The sequence below is a fragment of the Kitasatospora sp. NPDC127116 genome, from assembly GCF_042677365.1.
Classification (GTDB): domain Bacteria; phylum Actinomycetota; class Actinomycetes; order Streptomycetales; family Streptomycetaceae; genus Kitasatospora; species Kitasatospora lactacystinica.
Map to the genome: position 1 here is coordinate 1 of NZ_JBHXTL010000121.1, position 14,943 is coordinate 14,943.

Sequence of the window (14,943 nt, forward strand, 5' to 3'; positions counted from 1 at the left end):
CCCCGCCGAGCAGCCCCGGATCATCGGCCGCTTCGCCCGGGTCCGGCAGCCCCGCGACGGCACAGAGCAGCCGCTGGGCGCCGGCCGCGGCGAGCAGCGCGAGGAGCACGGGCGGCGGGTCCGCAACGGGGGCGGGTTCCAGCCGGGCGGCGAGCGCCGCCGCGTCCGTCCGGGCCCGGGCCGGGTCGGCGGGCTCGGTGACGAAGCCGCCGTCCGCACCGCACTGCACCGCGACCGCCAGCTCCGTTCCCGCCGGACCGTCCGCCGTGGCCACCACCCGGCCGGCGGGCAGCCCGGGCTCGGCGACCACCGCCGGGGCCGCCGTACCGCCCCGGGCCAGGGCGCGCGCCATCGCGCGGGCCGACGGGCCGTCCGGGTCCGCGGCGGCCACCACCGGGCGGGCGGCCGCCAGGGCCGCCTCCGCACCGCCGGGGTCGTCCGCCACCGCGCCCGGCCAGGGCGGCAGTCGGACCCCGTCCGGGTGGTCCACGAGCAGGCCGTGCTCGCGCAGCCGGGCGGTGACGGTGGCCAGCGCGGCCGCCACCCTCGGCTCGACGGTCGCCTCGACGGCCGCGTCGGCGGCCTCCGCCTGCGGCCCGAGCCGGGCGGCGAGCACCTGCCACAGCGCCGGGAGCGCCCGGCTGCCCTCCAGGGTGACGCTGCTCTCGCGCCCGCGCAGGTGCAGCCCTTCGCGCAGCGGCGTCACCGCCACCCCGGGGCGCAAGCGGGGCCGAACGGCGTCCGGTTCGGCCGTCATGCCGCCCCCTCCAGCTTTGTGCGCCCCGCGCCGCCCGTCGCCCCCGCGGCGCCCGACTGCTCCGGGCCGCCCGGCTGCTCCGCGGCGCCGAGGAGCGTCTGCCAGCGGTGCCCGGTCAGTTCGGGCACGCTGCGCACCAGCAGGTGGGCGGCCAGGTAGCGCTCCATCGGGCGGACGTCGCAGATCGCGAGCAGCCGGTACAGGCCGTTGGTGCCGGCCCGGTTGATCAGGTAGTCGGGACGGTGCCACATCCTGCCGTCGGGGTCGGCGCGCTGCAGCATTCGGTGGAACTCGCTGTAGCGGGTGCGCAGTTCGGCGTTCCAGCGCTCGGCGGTGGCCGGGTCGCCGAGTGCCTCGGCGCGCTCCCGGTACTCGGCGTGGCGGCCGCCGAGGTCGGCGCCGGCCGTCAGCCGCCGCTCGGCCAGGCTCCAGGCGGTCGCCGACCAGTGCGCCCAGTCCCGTTCCCAGTCGCGCGCGCCGCCGTCGGCGATCCGGCCGACCAGCGCGGTGACCGCCCGGCCGCTCTGCTCCCAGCGGCGCTCGAAGGCGGCCCGCAGGCTGCCGTCCGGGTCCTCGTGGACCAGGAAGTCCTCCAGGTGCGAGAGCACCGAGTAGTGCGCGCCGACCAGCCCGTCCGGGTGCGCGGTGGCGTGTGCCGCGAGCGCCGTCACCACCAGCTGCACCCGCGCCTGCGGGGTGTCGCCGTGCGCGCCGAGGAAGTGGCAGGCCGAGTCGAGGGCGGGCAGGCCGGTCCGCAGCAACTCCTCGCGCAGCTCGGCGGATTCGGCGCCGATCAGCGCCCGCAGGGCGTCTTCGGCGGACCGGTCGGCGGGCGCCGCCACCACGGTGTTGTCCGGCACCAGCGGCGCGTACGGCGGCGCGATCAGCTCCGCGCGTCCGGCGACGGCGGCCTCGGCGAGCAGCTGCTCGTCCGACCGGTCGGCCACGGAGGGGTGCGCGGCCGCCCACGCCCGCAGCGCCTCGGCGGCCCGCTGCGCCGCCCCGGCCACCCGTGCCTCCGGGCCGCGCAGCCGCAGCCGCAGGTGCGGTCCGAACCGCCAGTGCCGCTCGACGTGGGCGGCCAGCCCCTCGGCCGCCGCCTGCCGGGCCAGCGGCAGGACGGCTTCGCGCAGCGCGCGGGCCTTGTCGGGCCGGTAGTGGTACAGGACCACGTCCCAGGCGGTCACGGCCCCTCGGCCGTCGGCCGGGTCACTCATCGGGCGCCTCCTCGGCGATGGCGGTACGGACGGATTCGAAGGCGCCGGCCGCCTGCGCGCTGCCCCGGCCAGGCCGGTACGTCTCCACCACGAGTTCCACGGCCCGGGTCGGCTCCGGGTGACCCGCGATGGCCGGGAGGGCCTCCTCCAGCACCGCGCCGCGCGGGTGCCGGGTGAGCCATTTGGCGAGGTGGCGCAGGTGCAGCGGGTTGCCGAGGTCGACGGGCTGCGGTTTGGGGGCTCGCAGGTGGGCGACGAAGGCGTCGCCGGGCGTGCCCGCGGGGTCGGCCGCGGCCGGTGCGGGGTGGAGGAAGAGCTGTTCGGGCAGGTCGAGCCGGGCCCGCCAGCGGGCGACGGCCGCGGCCGGGACCCCGTCGGGGCCCGCGTCGGCGGCGAGGTCGGCCCGCAGGGCGTCGAGCACTCCGGCCGGCAGGAGCCAGCGGCGGCGGGCGAGGACGACGTGCCGGTGGCGCAGCCGCGGGGTGCGCAGCACGCTGCCGCCGGGCGCGGCGAGGGTGGTGCGCGGCAGCAGCGGCCGGAAGTCGACGACCCCCTCGGGGTGGTCGTTGAGCAGCGGGCCGAGCCGCCGGGGCAGCATGACCGGTGCGAGGAAGCCCAGGTAGAGGACGTCGAGCAGCTCGCCGGTGGTGCGCAGCCGCAGCCGGAGCTGGTCGTCGACCGGGTCGTGCACGAGGTCGAGGTCGGACTCGGCGAGGCCGGTCCACTGTCGGTCGGGGCCGATCTCGTCGGCGAGCAGTCGCGGGTGCAGGTTGGCGTTGAAGCCGCCGACCGGCCGGATCTGGGCGGCGCGGGCGCCGGCGCCGAGGCCGGACCGCAGCTGCCGGGCGACCTCGGTGGCGGCCTGCGGGGCCAGGCCGTCGAGGAAGCGGCTGGTGAAGCGCCCCCAGCCGCCGTAGACGTGGTTGACGCACAACAGGCCGTCCGCGGAGCCGCGTTGGACGAACCAGGAATAGCTGAGCGGGCGGGCCGCGGTCCAGTGGGGCAGTCGGGCGGCCAGGGCGCGGATCCGCTCGGCGGGGAGCACCAGTTCGCCGTCCTGCTCCGGCAGCTTCGCGAACTCCTCGCGCAGCGCGGCCAGTTCGTCCGGGGGTGTCGGATCCGCCCAGGAGTCCGCCAGGTCGGCAGCGAAGTCCCAGGGGGCGTCGCACACCCCGCCGACGCCGTAGCGGGCGACGAAGCGGTCCCGGGCCGCCCGGCGCATCAGGTGAGCGTGGTCGAACAGCTCGGCGAACGCGGTGAGTTCGGCGAGCGCCGCCCGGTCGGCCGCGCCCGGCCGGGGCTGCGGCGGAGCCGGCGCGTGGACGTCCTCGCTGAGGACGCTGAGCGGCGCGGCCTCCTGCGGCACCGGCCGGCCGGCGTCGGCCAGCAGCAGCCGCCAGCGCTCGGCGAGGACGGCCAGCAGTTCGGGGCGGTGCTCGCCCGTGGTCACGGCCAACTCGGCGTTCTGCCGGTCGAGTTGTTCGATCCGGTGGGCCAGCTCGGCGTCCTGCGGCCACTGCCGGAGCCACCCGGCCAGGCTGCGGAGCGGGTGCCGGTCCTGCGGGTCGACCGGTTCGGTGGGCACCAGCAGCCGGGCCGTGACGAGCTGGTCCACGAAGCGCTGCGCGCCCGGGTCGCCGCCCGGCCGTCCGAGGGCCTCGGCGAGCCCGGCGGCGAGCCGGTCCGGCGGGGCCGGGGTGGCCGCGAGCGAGGCGAGCAGGGCGAGTTCGGGCCGGGCGGCGAGTTCGACCTCCTCCTCCCGGGTGACCAGGAAGCGCCCGCCCGCGAACAGCGCCTCCGCGCGGGCGTAGCGGGCCCGGCCGTCGGCGACCCGGGCCGCGCTGGTCATCCGGTGCGGCAGCGTGCGGCTGCGGCGGGGGTCGTCGAGCAGGGCCTGGACGAGCGCGGTGACCAGCGCCCGGTTCTCCCGGACGCAGGCGCGGGGCTCGCCGGCCGCGGCTTCGCCGTCCTCGGAGGACCAGCCGACGGCGGTGAACCAGGACAGCGGGCTGGTCTTGGCGGTGGCCCGCAGGGCGTGCCGCAGCACGGCCGCCTCCTCCTTGCGTGCCCGGCCGCGCGGCGGTTCCCCGGTCGCGCCCGCGGTGTTGGCCACCGCGCGCAGCAGGTCGGCGCTGGTGAGCGCGACGGCCCGGGTGAAGACGGGCTCCCGGCAGATGTCCGCGAGGGCGGCCCGTTCGGCGGCGAGGGCGGGCGGGACGGCGTCGGCGAGCGCGTCCAGCAGCCGGGCCCGCAGCCGTCGCAGCTCAAGCCACTCGGCGAGCCGCGGGATCCGGCGCGGCAGGTCGGCGAGCCGGTCGAGCAGCGCCGCCCGCGGCGTTCGCCCGTTGTGCAGGTCGCGGCGCAGCGGCAGCACGACCCTGCGGTGGAACTCCTCGTCGTGCCCGGCCCGGCCGGCGTACAGGTCGTCGCAGAGGGCCGGCCGCAGGGCCTCGGCCGCGGCCTCGGCGGCGGCGAGGTCGCGCAGCAGCGCCCGGGTGTGCGCCGTGGCGGCGGACTGGGCGGGCCGGGCGAGCACGGTGGAGCGCACCAGGGCGTGGCGCGCGGCGTACGCGGCCGGAGCCGGTGCGGGGACCGGCGCCCGGGCGTCCCGGGGCGGGGCGGCGCGGTTGGGCATGGGCGGTTCCCTCCGACGGGGCCTGGGGCGCGTCTCGTGGGACTGGTCGGTTCCGGCCGCGGCGCCGTCGGCCCGACCGGGTCCGCGCGACAGGTCCTGCGGACCCGCGGCAGGCGCTGTGGACGCGGGACGAACCCGGCGCGTCCGGTGGACGCGCCGGGTCCCTCCTGGCACCGTGGCCGCGGCCTCAAAGGGCCCGGCCGACGGGTTCGGGCTGTTCCTTACATGTCCTGCGGCTGCGCGCAGGAGGACGAGGCCTGGCAGGAACAAGAGCCCCAGGAGGCGCCGTTCTCGGGCAGCGCGACGGTGTCGCGCAGCGAGGTGACGGTCAGCTCGCTGAGGTCGAGGTCCTGAAGGTCGAGGCTCTCGACACGGGACGCGGTGATGTCGGACATGGCGTTCTCCCTCACGTTGGCAGGCCTGCCGGTCGAACCGGAAGGTCGGGCCTGCGATCAGATGTTGCGGGATGTGCCGGGCCCCCCGTGGGTGCGCCGCCCGCGGGTCGCTCGGACCCGGGCTTCGCACCGCCCGACGGCGACTCTAGGCGGCGGGCGGCGGGCGGCGGTACGGGCCGCCGCCACCTTGGCCGGAGCCCGCGCCTGGTCGGCTCAATACCGTTTCCACTCAAGCGGAACCCCAGTCCTCACGGATCCCCGCCCCATCGGCGGGTGCGGTCCGCCGGGACGGTCCGGGGCACCGAGGCAGGGGGCGGCCCGGACGGGCGGCCCACGGATCCTTCTGCCGCACAGTGAAACTGACGAAGCGTCACCATTCGGCCCGGACCGGTCGGGGCCGGTCAGTGCAGCGGCAGCAGTCCCGGCACCGGGCCGCCGCGCCGGGCGAGGCGGCGCAGGAAGGTGGTGACGCCGGGCGTGCCGACCGCCCAGGCCCGGGCCTCCGCGTCCGGCCGGCGGCCGGGCAGCAGCGGCCGGTCGGGCGGGCCGCCGGCCCGGGTGAGGATCAGGGCCGCCAGTTCCTCGGCGGCCGCCCAGTGCCGGGCCTCGCCGGTGGCCACCGCGAGGTCGACGAAGAGGTCCCCGACGCCCGCGAGGCCGCAGCAGCGGAACACCTGCGCGGTCCTCGGGGCGAGCGTCCGGCAGGTGTCGGCCGCCTCGGCGGCCAGGGCGATCAGCGCGTCGTCGCCGTCCCGCCGGCCGGCCTGGACCAGCAGGGTGCCGAGCCCGGCCAGGCCCCGGCACCAGGACAGGTAGCGGCGGGTCGCCCCGGGCGCGCGGGCGGCGGCGGCGATGCGCGGGAGGTCGGCCGCGAGTCCGTCCACGATCTGCCGGGCGGCGTGCCGGGACGCCTCGTCGGGCATCGCGAGCAGGAAGTGGGCGACGCCCGCGCGGCCGTGGGCGAAGCCCTCGGCCAGGGCCGCGGTGCCGGGGTTGGGCTCCTCCCCGAGGTCGTCCAGCGGCCGGCCGGCCAGGTCGGCGGCGCAGTCGGCCGCCGCCGCGCGGTGTGCTCCGGCCGCCGGGTCGAGGGCGGCGAGCAGCAGGTGCCCGGTGCCGATGCCGGCGGTGCCGCCGATCTGGTCCACGCCCGTCCCCTCGTACCGGCGGGGCCGCGGGGGCTCGGTGCCCAGCACGGCGGCGGCCTCGGCGAGGAACAGGTCGACGCCCGTACGGCCCTGGTACAGCGAGCCGTCGAGGTGGTCGAGGGCCGGGTGGGCGGCCGTCCAGCGGGCCAGTTCGGCGGCGGCGGCCCGGGCGTCCGGGCGCTCGGGGTGCTGGAGCAGTTCGAGGCCGAGTCCGGCCGCGCCGTCGTACAGCGAGAGCAGGGTCCGGGGGCGCTCCGCGCCGGGGTCGGCGGCGACCAGTTCGCGGGCCATCCGGACGCAGGTGGTGACGGTGTGGTCGAGGGCCTCGGCCGGCCGGCCGCCGCTCCGTCCGCCGGGGGCACCGCGTCGGACCGGGCGGGGTCCCTCCCGCAGCCGGGCCGCCGCGGCGGCGCGGTGTACCGGGTCGAAGCTCAGCAGGCCCTCGACCAGCTCCGCCGCCGGGTGCCCGGGCTCCGGGAGGGCGGCGCGCAGGCAGGCGAGGGTGCGGTCGCGGTTGGTCGCCGGGTCCTGGTCGATCACCACCGGGTCGAGGCCGGTGAGGGCGTGGTGCAGGGTGGCGCCCAGCGCGTAGTGGTCCTCGGTGGGGTCTTCGCCGGTGGCGCCCGGCAGGCCGTACCCGGCGGTGGCGCCCGGGGGGCGGTCGCCGGCCAGGGCGCTCACGCCGAAGTCGACCAGCGCGGGCCGGCCGTCCGGGTCGAGCACCACGTTGGCGGGCTTGAGGTCGCAGACCACCACGCCGCGGGAGTGCACCGCGTCGAGCACGTGCAGCAGCCGGCGCGCCAGCGTCCACCAGTCCCGTCCGCCCGCTGTCCCGGCACCGGCACCGGCACGGGCACTGGCACCGGCACCGGCGTCGTACGGGCCGGCGGTGAGCACCTCGCGGCGCAGGTCGATCCGGCCGCGGGCGGCACTGACCAGGTACTCGTCGGTGCCGTGCCGGAAGTAGTCGACCAGTGCGGGCACGCCGGGGATCCCGGCCAGCGCGTCGAGCACCCGCTGCTCGTGCCGCAGCCGGCCGCGCGCGTCGGTGCCCGCGCCGTCCTCGGCGACGAAGGCCCTGGCCTGCTTGATCACCACCTCGCGCCCGGTGGCGAGTTCGACCGCGCGGTAGACGTGGCCGCTGGGCGCCCGGGTGATGCCGGCGGTGATCCGGTAGCGGCCGGCTCCGACCCGGGTGGTCGCCGGGCGGGCGGGGGCGTCGGCCGCTTCGAAGGGGTCGTCCGCCCACGGCGGCCGACGGTAGCGGGCCTCGGCCAGTCCGGGGAACAGCGAGCCGTCCGGGCCCGCCATGCCGGCCTGCGCCTCGTCGTCGGTGACGCGGAACGGCCCGTAGCGGTAGTACACCGGGGCGTCGGGCCGGACGGGGCGGTCGCTCACCACGGCGGGGCCTTCCCGGCCTGCCAGTGCCTGCGCCAACTCCAGCCCCAGGGATCGGACTTCCTCCGGCCGGGGGTAGACCGTGACGGCCTTGCCGACGGCGGCGGCGCCGTGCCGGCCGCTGTTGAGTTCCCACAGTGCCGCGGCGCTCACCGCGAACTTCACGTCGCAGACGCGGCCGAGCAGGATGGGAAGGACGGTGTCCAGCAGGGCCGCGAAGCCCTCCGGTCGGGCGGACAGGTGGAGTTTCCAGCCGTGGGCCAGCTCCGGCATCCGGGGGTCCGGGAGGTACCACCACTGGCCGTCGGTGCGCAGCGGGCGGTGCGGGCCGGGCGCCCGGGCGGCCAGTTCCTCGGCCCGGCACCGCAGTTCCTCCTGTCCCAGGACCGCGGCGGAGCCGGGGTCGGGCGGTGTGCTCATCGTTGCGTCCTTCCCCGGTCCGCCGTGGTCCGCCGTGCTCCGGGATCCGAAGGGATCAGGAGTTGGACTCGCAGGGGAAGCTGGTCGGGACGTAGGTCACCCACACGTCGTCGATGCAGGCCACGGGGGTGAGGTCGGCGTCGAGCTCGTCCTCGAAGACGATGGCGTCCTCGTCGATGTCCAGCAGGCCGGCGTCGCGGATGTCGGTCATCAGGGCACTCATGGGGGTCCTCCCAATGATTGGAGTTTTGGGTCCTACGTGCTGACCGCGCTCGGAGCCGGGGTCGGGCGGGGCGCTCGTCCTTCCGCCCGTCCCCCGGTCCGCCGTGCCTCGGGATCCGGACGGATCAGGAGTTGAACTCACAGGGGAAGCGGGTCGGGACGTAGGTCACCCACGGGTCGGCGAGGCAGGCCACGGGGGTGAGGTCGGCGTCGAACTCGTCCTCGAAGACGATGGCGTCCTCGTCGATGTCCAGCAGGCCGGCGTCGCGGATGTCGGTCATCACGGCACTCATGGGGGTCCTCCCAATGATTGGGGTCTTTGGGTCCTGCTTGCTGAGCGCGCTCATGCTAGCCAGGCCGCCCCACTCGGGACAGGGCGCCGACCGACCTGCCGGATCGCCTACGACAAAGGGAGGTTCCGTTTGTGGACACCGGCTCCGACGGCTCTCACCGGGGCCGCACACACCGGATCGCCGCCTCCGGGACCGGAGGCGTTCACGGGCCGGCGACCGGTCAGCCGCGCAGGCGGCGGGCCCGGAGGTACTCGCGGGCCAGCAGGCGCAGCGCGGCGGGCTTGGCCGGACCGGCCGAGCGGCGCAGCAGGGCGCCGAGGTCGGCGCGGGCGGCGGCGCTGGTGAGCTCCTCCACGCCGACGATGCAGCGGACCATCGGCCGGTGGGCGGGCGGCACCCGGTCGATGACGGCCCTGCCGTCGGCGAGGGTGCGGTCGGCGCGGTCGAGCAGGGCGGCGAGCAGGGCCCGGACGGCGGGCAGGTCGCGGGCCCGCTCCAGGTCGGCGCGGGTGACGCCGTGCTCCTTCAGGGTCTCTTCGGGGATGGTCAGCCGGCCGTCGGCGAGGTCCTCGGCGAGGTCGTTGACGAAGTCGAGCCGCTGGCTGCCGTCGATGAAGGTGCGGCAGGCGGCGCGGTAGCCGCCCTGGTCGCCGTCCGGGCCGATCAGGCCGGCGACCACCATGAAGCCGGGCAGCGAGTACCCGTCCACGTAGGCCTGGTAGTCCTCCTCGGTGGCGAATCCGGTGAAGTCCAGGTCGGCCCCGGTCGCGGCGAGGAAGTCCAGCACCCGGTCCCGCAGGACGGGGTGGGCGGCGACGCTGTGCAGCAGCGGGCGCAGCTCGGGGTCGTCGGTGCGGCCGGCGGCGAGGCCGTCGGTGACCCGCTGCCGCCAGCGGGCGGACGCCGCCCGGCGTTCGGCGAGCGGGCCGCTGTCGAGCAGGGTGTCGGTGCGGTGCATGAAGGCGGCGGCGGCGATCACGTGCGGGACCATCCGCGCGGGCAGCAGCAGCTCGGTGGCGAGCGCGGCCTCCCGCCGGTAGCGGGCCATCTGCTGCCGCTGCCGGCCGTAGTCGGCCCGCAGGCCGGCCTCCCGCACCCCGGCCGCGTCCAGCGCCCGCTCCCACCTGCCCACTCGGTCCACCCCATCGTTCGTTCGACGGGGCCGAGCGTAGCCGGTGGGAGCGGGAGGACCTATTCGGGGCCCCTGCGGCCCCGGGGTCGCGGCGGCGCCGGTCAGCGCTGGCGGATCGTGGCGAAACCGCAGGCCGGGGTGCAGAGGGTGACGATGCCGCTGTAGCGGTGGGTGGTCCGGCCCCGGGTGACGCTGTGCACGGTGTGCTTCTCCCGCAGGTTGAGCTCCCGGCAGCGCGGGCACGCGGCGCCGACCGGATCGCCCCAGGGGCGGTTGGGGTTGAGCTTGGCGATGGAGACGACCATCAGGACGGCGGCCACGCCCGCGCCGCCGAAGCCGATCACCCGCCACACCCCGTTGCCGGACTCCCGACGGTCGATCATCTCGTCGTAGGAGTAGGTGCCCCCGCCGCCGCGGCTGGACCAGATCCGGCACTCGCTGTGCCGGGTCATCGTCTGGCCGTCGCAGGTCGGCGGGGTGTCCGGGTCCGCCTTCCCGACCACCAGGGCCAGGAAGAAGCCGAGTGCGATCAGCAGGCCGAAGACGACCACGGCGACGGTCCGGCTGCGGCCGGTGTGCAGCCGCTTGCGTTCGTTGTACGCCGTATCGATCACAGCCTGGGCCATGTTGCCCCCGTCGACCGCCACTGGTCTTCTCCCGTTGTCCACGTCGTCCGCCGGGCCCGGGTGACGGGCCGGACGGGACCCCCGTCCGGGGGCGAGAAGAACCCACCACGAACGGTGCCCGCTTGTCCGGGACTTGGGAAGATCTTGACCCTTCGGTGGTCCGCCCGGCGTCCGCTCAGTCGCCGACGGCGACCGAGGCCAGGTAGGAGCCCGCCCGGGCCGGGTCGAAGTACCACTCCTCCAGGTCCGCCGGCTCGTCGAAGGCGTTGGCGAACCGGTGGGCCACGGCGGGCGACCGGCCCCCGGCGCCGAGGATCTGGAGGACGTGCGGGGGCGGTGGGGCGAGCAGTTGGTTGCTCCAGGTGGTGGCGGGGGCGGCGAGGTGCCAGAACCTGTCGAAGGCCTCCTGCTGGAAGGCCCGGTCGAAGGGCCTGTCGCCGTGGTCGAGGATCGCCTCCAGGTAGACGGCGGCGCACTTGGCGGCGTTGTTGGAGCCCTGGCCGGCGATCGGGTCGTTGAGGACGACCACGTCCGCGACGCCCAGCACCGAACCGCCGCCGGGCAGTTCGCCGATCGGGTGGCGCACCGCCGGGGTGAAGCGCCCGGCCAGGGTGCCGCCCGCGTCGGTGAGTTCGACGCCGGAGCGGGTGCGGTCGTACTCCCAGGGTGTGAAGGTCTTCATCAACTCCAGGGTCACTCGCAGGTGTTCGGCCGGATCGCGGATCCCGTCGAAGGCGTCCGCCGGGCCGCCCGGTCGGGCCTCCCAGATCATGATGTCGCAGGGCCCGGCCTCGGTCAGGGCGGGCACCATGAACAGCTCGCCGACGCCGGGCACCAGGTTGCAGCGCACCGCCGGGTAGTCGTGCTCGGGGCGCGGCCCGAGCCCGTGCACATAGCTGGCGGCCAGCGCGCGCTGCGGCCGCTCGTACGGGGAGCGCGCGTGGTCGCGCTCGAACAGCGAGGCCAGCGCGCCCTTTCCGGAGGCGACCAGCACCAGGTCGTAGGAGCCGGCCAGGTTCTGCAGGTCGGCCGCGGTCACCTGGCGCAGCTCCACCCGGCCGCCGCGTCCGGCGAACAGCTCCAGCCAGGTGGACATCTTCAGCCGCTGGTCGACGGACTGCGCGCGGGCCTCCAGCCGGGCGACCCAGTCGATCGCCCGCTCCGCCTCCGGTCCGGCGACCGACACCCCGAGGCCCTCGATCCGGGGCGCCCGGTCGGCCCACAGGTCGAGGCCGAGGGCGCGCTCGGTGCGCAGCGCGGAGTCGAACATGCACTGGCTGGACATCACCCGCCCGCCGCGCACCTCCTCCGGGCCGCGGTCGGTCAGCACCGTCACGTCGTAGCCGTGGGCCTGCAGCCCCAGGGCCAGTTGGAGTCCGGCCTGCCCGGCGCCGACGATCAGAATTCTGCGCATCGCCCCTGCTCTCCTGGTGGTACGTCCCGGACGGCGGCCCGCACGGCCCGGCCGCCACCGGACTGCTTACCAGTCATCGGGACGCCCGTCCACGGGCCGTGCCGGTGCCCGTCGCCCGCCCTCCTGCCGGAGCTCCCGGGCCCGGCGGGACGGCAGGTGCGTCACCCCGTGACCAGCTGCCGTCCGCTGACCTCCTCCGGGCGGATCCGCACCCAGCGCGGCCGGTCCCCGCCCGCCCAGGGGGCCGCGCCGGGCAGGCCGGCCAGGCGCTCCAGTTCGGCGGGGTCGTCCACGTAGTGCGCGGGGCCGAGGGCGAGCACGCTCCAGCCGCGCCCGAGGTACTCGTCGATGTGGTCGACCTGGAAGGAGACCGCGGCCCCCTCCTCCGGGGAGGCGGCGCCGTGCTCGCCGGTGCGGTAGGCGAAGGAGCCCCGGTCCACCACGTAGTTGACCGGCAGCACCACCGGCCCCGGCTCGACCGGCAGGGCGATCCGGCCGATGCCGTGGTCGCCGACCAGCTGCCAGCACTCCTGCTCGGTGAGGTCGAGCAGCCGGGGGCGCGGGCCGGGGCCGCCCTGGCCGGGCGGGGCGTCGGCGCGGCCGGACACCAGCTCCTCGGGGGTGCTGTCGAGGGCGGCGGCGATCCGGACGAAGCCCCCGGGGTCGAAGGAGGGACCGGCCTCCAGCAGGCACCGCAGGTAGCGGGGAGCCATCGAGGCCCGGTGGGCCAGGGCCTCCTCGCCGAGGCCCAGTTGCTCGCGCCGTTCGGCGATCCGACGGGCCACGACGGCGGGGTCGGGGGTGTCGTTCACAGGGGTGACTCCTCGGCTTGCCGGGGGCCGTCCGGCCGCGTCCGGGTGTTGACCAGGCCGGATCCATCCAAGCGCCCGGCCTGCGGCAAGTCGAGCAACAGCACGGCCCCGTGCGTGTCGGTCCGCGCCCGGGGCCGGCCGCTGCCACCGACGTGCGGTCGACCAGCCGGTGCCACCCGACCGACACGCCGCCCGACCGAGGCGCCGCACCCCGACGCCGCCGGGCGGGCCCGGGCCGCCGCGCTCGCCAGGGCGCTGCCGGAGAGACCCGGACCGGGCCGCTCAGCGGCGGGCGGGCGTGCTCGCCCCGGCCCGGCGGCGGTCCCACCGGGCCGGGGCGAGCGCGGCGAGCATCACCGCCGCCGTGAGCACGAACGCCCACGGGTAGCCCGTCCCGCCCGCGACCGCCCCGAAGGCGACCGCGCCGATCCCCATCCCGCCGTCGTACGCGACGTTCCACAGCGCCGTCACGGTGCCGTAGCCGGCCGGCGGCACCCGCGCGTACATCAGCGCCAGCGTCGCGTTCTGCGCGACACCGAACCCCGCGCCGAACACCGCGGCGCCGGCCACCACCGCGACCGGGCTGCCCGTGGCGGCCAGCAGCAGCACCCCGGCCGCCGAGACCAGCAGCGCGGGCAGCACCAGCCCGGCCGAGCCCCGGCGGTCCCCGTACCGCCCGGCCAGCCAGCGGGTCAGCGTCGCGGCGCCGGGCTGGACCAGCAGCGCCACCGCGACGGCGGTGGCGGACGGCACGGCGAGCGGCAGGAAGGTGACCAGGATCCCGGCCGCCAGCGCCGTCGCGCCGAACACCGCGGCCGGCCGCAGCAGCGCGCCGCTGCGCAGCCCCTCCCGCACCCCCACCGTCGGCCCGTCGGCCCGGGTGCGGTCCGGCAGCGCCGGGACGGAGGCGACGGCGGCCAGCGGCGCCGCCGCCCCGATCGCGAACACCCAGTCCCAGCCGAGGTGCTGGCCCAGCCAGACGCCGAGCGGCAGGCAGGCCAGGGCGGGCAGCCCGGAGACCAGGCCGACCAGCGCGAGTCCCTCCCCGCGCCGCTCGGCCGGGATGAGCGCGGCGGTCAGCGCCCCGCCCGCCACCAGCGCGACCGCGAAGCCGAGCCCGCGCAGCAGACAGACCGTCACCACCGCCGCCATGCCCCCGGTCCACGCCAGGAGCGGCGTGGGCGCGCCGAGCAGCACCAACCCGGCCGCCAGCACCGGGCGGTAGCCGAAGCGCGCGGTCAGCCACGGGGTGGCCAGTTCGCCGACCACGGTGGCCAGCATCAGCGCGCCGGTGGCCAGGCCCGCCGCGTGCTCGCCGCCGGACTCCTGGGCGTACAGCGGCACGGCGGAGAGCAGCAGGTTGAACCCGACGGAGGTGCCGAGCAGGGAGACGAAGCGCAGCAGCAGTGCCCGCGTCAGCAGTGGCGGCCGGGCGCAGCCGGAGCCCGCCGCGGAGTCGATCGTCGTGGTCACCCGGCGACGCTACCGGCCCGAACAGGCTGCCGGTAGGGCTCACTTCGGCCCGCGGCAGCGGCCCCGCCGACGCTCCGTCGGAATACCCGCGCACGACGCTGTCCACCGCCCCGGCCCGAGCGCATACTGGCCAGCGCGGCTCGCACCGGGCGACGGGGCCACTCCGGTCCCCGGCCCGGCCGTGCCGCGACGGGGGAGGCCGGAATCGTGGCAGTTGTCGTGATCGTCGCCGTGGTGCTCCTGCTCTGGCTGGCGACCGGTGTGCGGGTGGTCCAGCAGTACGAGCGCGGTGTGGTGTTCCGACTCGGCCGGGTGAGCGGGCAGGTCCGCCAGCCGGGTGTGAGTCTGCTGCTGCCGGTGCTGGACCGGATGCGCAAGGTCAACGTCCAGGTCGTCACCATGCCGGTTCCGGCGCAGGAGGGCATCACCAAGGACAACGTCTCGGTGAGTGTCGACGCGGTGCTGTACTTCCGGGTGGTGGATCCGGTCAGGGCCACCGTGGACGTCCAGAACTATTCCTTCGCCATGCTCCAGGTCGCCCAGACCTCGCTGCGCTCCGTCATCGGCAAGAGCGAGCTGGACGACCTGCTCTCCGGCCGGGAGAACCTGCACCAGGGGCTGGAGGTGATGCTGGAGAGCCCGGCCACCGGCTGGGGCGTGCAGATCGACCGGGTGGAGATCAAGGACGTCAGCCTGCCGGACTCGATGAAGCGTTCGATGGCCCGCCAGGCCGAGGCGGACCGTGAGCGCCGGGCCCGGATCATCACCGCCGACGGCGAGTTCCAGGCCGCCACCAAACTCGCCGAGGCGGCGAGCAGGATGAGCGAGACCCCGGCGGCGATGCAGCTGCGGCTGCTCCAGACCGTGGTCGAGGTCGCGGCGGAGAAGAACTCGACGCTGGTGCTGCCGTTCCCGGTGGAGCTGCTGCGCTTCTTCGAGGCCTCCGCCGCCGCCCGGGCCGCCGACCCGGGGGCATAGGCCGGGCCTATGGCCCCATAGATCAC

At 76.8% G+C, this 14,943-nt stretch carries 12 protein-coding genes and 1 pseudogene; 1 reads left to right on the top strand and 12 read right to left on the bottom strand.

The window, feature by feature from the left end; translation table 11 throughout:
- The 12 genes and pseudogenes from ACFVHV_RS34380 to ACFVHV_RS34435 all read right to left on the bottom strand — a co-directional run.
- Positions 1-757, bottom strand: a pseudogene (locus ACFVHV_RS34380) (hypothetical protein); the annotation flags it as partial.
- Positions 754-1,974, bottom strand: a complete 1,221-nt coding sequence (locus ACFVHV_RS34385; protein WP_380356570.1) for a hypothetical protein — start codon at positions 1,972-1,974, stop codon at positions 754-756. The gene ACFVHV_RS34385 and the pseudogene ACFVHV_RS34380, both read right to left, overlap by 4 nt.
- The gene (locus tag ACFVHV_RS34390; RefSeq protein WP_380356573.1) at positions 1,967-4,609 is read right to left on the bottom strand and encodes a lantibiotic dehydratase; all 2,643 of its coding nucleotides are present in this window, start codon (positions 4,607-4,609) and stop codon (positions 1,967-1,969) included. The genes ACFVHV_RS34385 and ACFVHV_RS34390 overlap by 8 nt, the downstream gene beginning before the upstream one ends.
- Positions 4,610-4,830: 221 nt before the next feature.
- A complete protein-coding gene (locus ACFVHV_RS34395; RefSeq protein ID WP_359907940.1) occupies positions 4,831-5,004 on the bottom strand; it encodes a thiazolylpeptide-type bacteriocin in 174 nt (57 codons plus the stop codon).
- Positions 5,005-5,405: 401 nt separating this feature from the next.
- Complete coding sequence (gene lanL / locus ACFVHV_RS34400; protein WP_380356576.1) at positions 5,406-7,967, bottom strand: class IV lanthionine synthetase LanL; 2,562 nt, start codon at positions 7,965-7,967, stop codon at positions 5,406-5,408.
- Positions 7,968-8,022: 55 nt separating this feature from the next.
- Complete coding sequence (locus tag ACFVHV_RS34405; protein ID WP_380356579.1) at positions 8,023-8,190, bottom strand: SflA family class IV lanthipeptide; 168 nt, start codon at positions 8,188-8,190, stop codon at positions 8,023-8,025.
- Between the two features lie 124 nt (positions 8,191-8,314).
- Positions 8,315-8,482 carry an SflA family class IV lanthipeptide gene (locus ACFVHV_RS34410; protein WP_359907948.1) on the bottom strand — a complete coding sequence of 56 codons (168 nt, stop codon included), beginning with the start codon at positions 8,480-8,482 and terminating at the stop codon, positions 8,315-8,317.
- Positions 8,483-8,702: 220 nt separating this feature from the next.
- Complete coding sequence (locus tag ACFVHV_RS34415; RefSeq protein WP_380356582.1) at positions 8,703-9,614, bottom strand: phytoene/squalene synthase family protein; 912 nt, start codon at positions 9,612-9,614, stop codon at positions 8,703-8,705.
- Positions 9,615-9,715: 101 nt separating this feature from the next.
- A complete protein-coding gene (locus tag ACFVHV_RS34420) occupies positions 9,716-10,228 on the bottom strand; it encodes a hypothetical protein (RefSeq protein WP_380356584.1) in 513 nt (170 codons plus the stop codon).
- 187 nt (positions 10,229-10,415) lie between these two features.
- Positions 10,416-11,654, bottom strand: a complete 1,239-nt coding sequence (locus ACFVHV_RS34425) for a styrene monooxygenase/indole monooxygenase family protein (protein ID WP_380356587.1) — start codon at positions 11,652-11,654, stop codon at positions 10,416-10,418.
- Between the two features lie 161 nt (positions 11,655-11,815).
- Complete coding sequence (locus ACFVHV_RS34430) at positions 11,816-12,466, bottom strand: pyridoxamine 5'-phosphate oxidase family protein (protein ID WP_359907959.1); 651 nt, start codon at positions 12,464-12,466, stop codon at positions 11,816-11,818.
- A 282-nt stretch (positions 12,467-12,748) separates the two neighbouring features.
- Positions 12,749-13,939, bottom strand: a complete 1,191-nt coding sequence (locus ACFVHV_RS34435) for an MFS transporter (RefSeq protein WP_380356591.1) — start codon at positions 13,937-13,939, stop codon at positions 12,749-12,751.
- A 207-nt stretch (positions 13,940-14,146) separates the two neighbouring features.
- Here ACFVHV_RS34435 and ACFVHV_RS34440 point away from each other — a divergent pair, with 207 nt between their 5' ends.
- Positions 14,147-14,917 carry a slipin family protein gene (locus tag ACFVHV_RS34440; RefSeq protein WP_359898434.1) on the top strand — a complete coding sequence of 257 codons (771 nt, stop codon included), beginning with the start codon at positions 14,147-14,149 and terminating at the stop codon, positions 14,915-14,917.
- Positions 14,918-14,943 lie beyond the last annotated feature (26 nt).